Raw genomic sequence first — 2,468 nt, 5'->3', positions numbered from 1 at the left:
CGCCAACACCTTCCTCGACGCCCTCGCCACCCACCGCCACACCCACAACCAACCCGCCACCAGCCTCGCCTGGGGCCTCTGGCACACCACCAGCGGCATGATCGACAGCCTGGACGAGGAGGACGTGGAGCGTTGGGCACGCCACGGGCTGCCCGCCATGACCCCCGAACAGGGCCTTGCCCTCTTCGATGCCGCCGTCGCCGGGGACGCGCCAGTGGTCCTGGCCGCCCGTGTCGACAAGGCGGCTCTGGGCGAACGGGCCGCCTCGGGAATGCTGCCCCCGATGTTCAGTTCTCTCGTCCGCACGAAGGTGCGTCGGACCGTCGCCGGAACGTCGTCCCCCGCCGGCGAGCTGAGCTGGGCGGAGTTCACCGCACAGCTTCCTCCGGCCCAGCGACGCGAGACGGTCGAGAAGACAGTCAGGTCTGCCGTGGCGACCGTGCTCGGGCACGCCAAGACGTCGGTCGTGCCGATCGACCGTTCCTTCAAGGAGCAGGGCTTCAGCTCGCTCAACGGGGTGGAGCTGCGCAACCACCTGAGCCGCGTCACGGGACTGCGGCTGCCCACGACACTCGTCTTCGACCATCCCACCCCCGCCGCCCTGGTGGCGTACGTCCTCGACCAGGTGTCCCCCGACGGGGAGTCGGCCGCCGGACAGCGGATCGTCACGACCACGAGGCCCAAGGGCGCCGAGCCCGACGAGCCCATCGCGATCGTGGGGATGAGCTGCCGCCTTCCCGGCGGAGTGGCGTCGCCGCAGGACCTCTGGCAGCTCCTCTCGGAAGAGCGGGACGCGATCTCCGAGTTCCCGACGAACCGCGGCTGGGACGTCGCCAATCTCTACGACCCCGATCCTGACGTCCCCGGTCGTTCGTACACGAACAAGGGTGGCTTCCTTCACGAGGCCGACCAGTTCGACCCACAGTTCTTCGGTATCAGTCCTCGGGAAGCGCTGGCCACAGAGCCGCAGCAGCGCGTCCTGCTCGAAACCGCCTGGACCGCACTCGAGAGTGCGCGCATCTCTCCGGACTCCCTCAAGGGCACGGACGCGGGCGTGTTCATCGGCGCGATAGCCCAGGAATACGGTCCGAGCTCCGTCAACACCTCGGAGGAGACCGAGGGTTACCGCATCACCGGTACGACCATGAGTGTTGCCTCGGGCCGGCTGGCCTACACGCTGGGTCTTGAGGGTCCGGCGGTGACGGTGGACACGGCGTGCTCGTCGTCGCTGGTCGCCCTTCACTTGGCCGTCCAGGCGCTGCGCAACGGCGAGTGCGGCATCGCCCTGACCGGCGGCGCCACCGTCATGGCGAGCCCGGGCCACTTCATCGACTTCAGCCGCCAGCGAGGGCTGGCCTTCGACGGTCGGGTGAAGGCCTTCGCCGACGGCGCCGACGGTACGGTCTGGGGCGAGGGCGTGGGCGTCCTGGTCCTGGAGCGGCTGTCCGACGCCCGGCGCAACGGACACGGAATCCTGGCCGTCGTCCGTGGCACGGCCGTCAACCAGGACGGTGCGAGCAACGGCCTCACCGCACCCAACGGCCCCTCACAGGAGCGCATGATCCGGCAGGCCCTCACCGCCGCCGGTCTGACCAGCAGGGACGTCGACGCGGTGGAGGCGCACGGCACCGGCACCAAGCTGGGTGACCCCATCGAGGCACAGGCACTTCTCTCCACCTACGGCCAGGGTCGCGCCGACGACGCCGAACCCCTGTGGTTGGGCTCGATCAAGTCCAACATCGGTCATGCGCAGGCCGCCGCGGGTGTGGCGGGGGTGATCAAGATGGTGCTGGCGATGCGGCACGAGACGCTGCCGCGCACCCTGCACGTCGACAAGCCGACCCCGCACGTGGACTGGGAGTCCGGGAAAGTCCGCCTGCTCACCCAGGCCCAGCAGTGGCCGCGGACCGACCGCCCGCGCCGAGCCGGGGTCTCCTCCTTCGGCATCAGCGGCACGAACGCCCACGTCATCCTCGAAGAACCTCCCACCGAACAGCTCGTCGAACAGCCGCCCCAGGAGACCTCCGGTCTGCCGGTGGTGTGGCCGGTGTCGGCGAAGACACCGGGTGCGCTGCGGGAGCAGGCCGAACGCCTGGCCGCCTACGTGCGCCAAGCGGGCGATGACCTGGATGTGGCTGGGGTGGCTCACACGCTGGTTCACGGGCGTACCGGTTTCGAGGAGCGGGCGGCCGTGGTGGGTGAGTCGGCCGGGGAGCTGCTGGCGGGGCTGGAGGCGCTGGCCGCCGACCGCCCCCACCCGGCCCTGGTCACCGGCGCCACCACGGCCGGCACCGGCAGGGGTGGGAGGACGGTGTTCGTCTTTCCCGGGCAGGGCTCGCAGTGGGCGGGCATGGGCGCCGACCTCTACCACCACTCACCCGTCTTCGCCGAACACCTCACCGCCTGCGCACGGGCCCTGGCCCCCCACACCGACTTCGACCTCATCGACGTCATCCTGCACAGGGAGG

General features: G+C 70.4%; 1 protein-coding gene. It reads left to right on the top strand.

The annotated features are described in order from the left end of the window. The coding region (locus tag ACFWJB_RS35415; RefSeq protein ID WP_386927428.1) for a beta-ketoacyl synthase N-terminal-like domain-containing protein at positions 1-2,468 on the top strand (2,468 nt) is incomplete at both ends.

Origin of the sequence: Streptomyces sp. NPDC127100 (assembly GCF_042724095.1) — a bacterium.
Taxonomy (GTDB): Bacteria; Actinomycetota; Actinomycetes; order Streptomycetales; family Streptomycetaceae; genus Streptomyces.
Note: the sequence above shows the minus strand (reverse complement) of the source record. Positions and strands in the feature narration are given on the sequence as shown.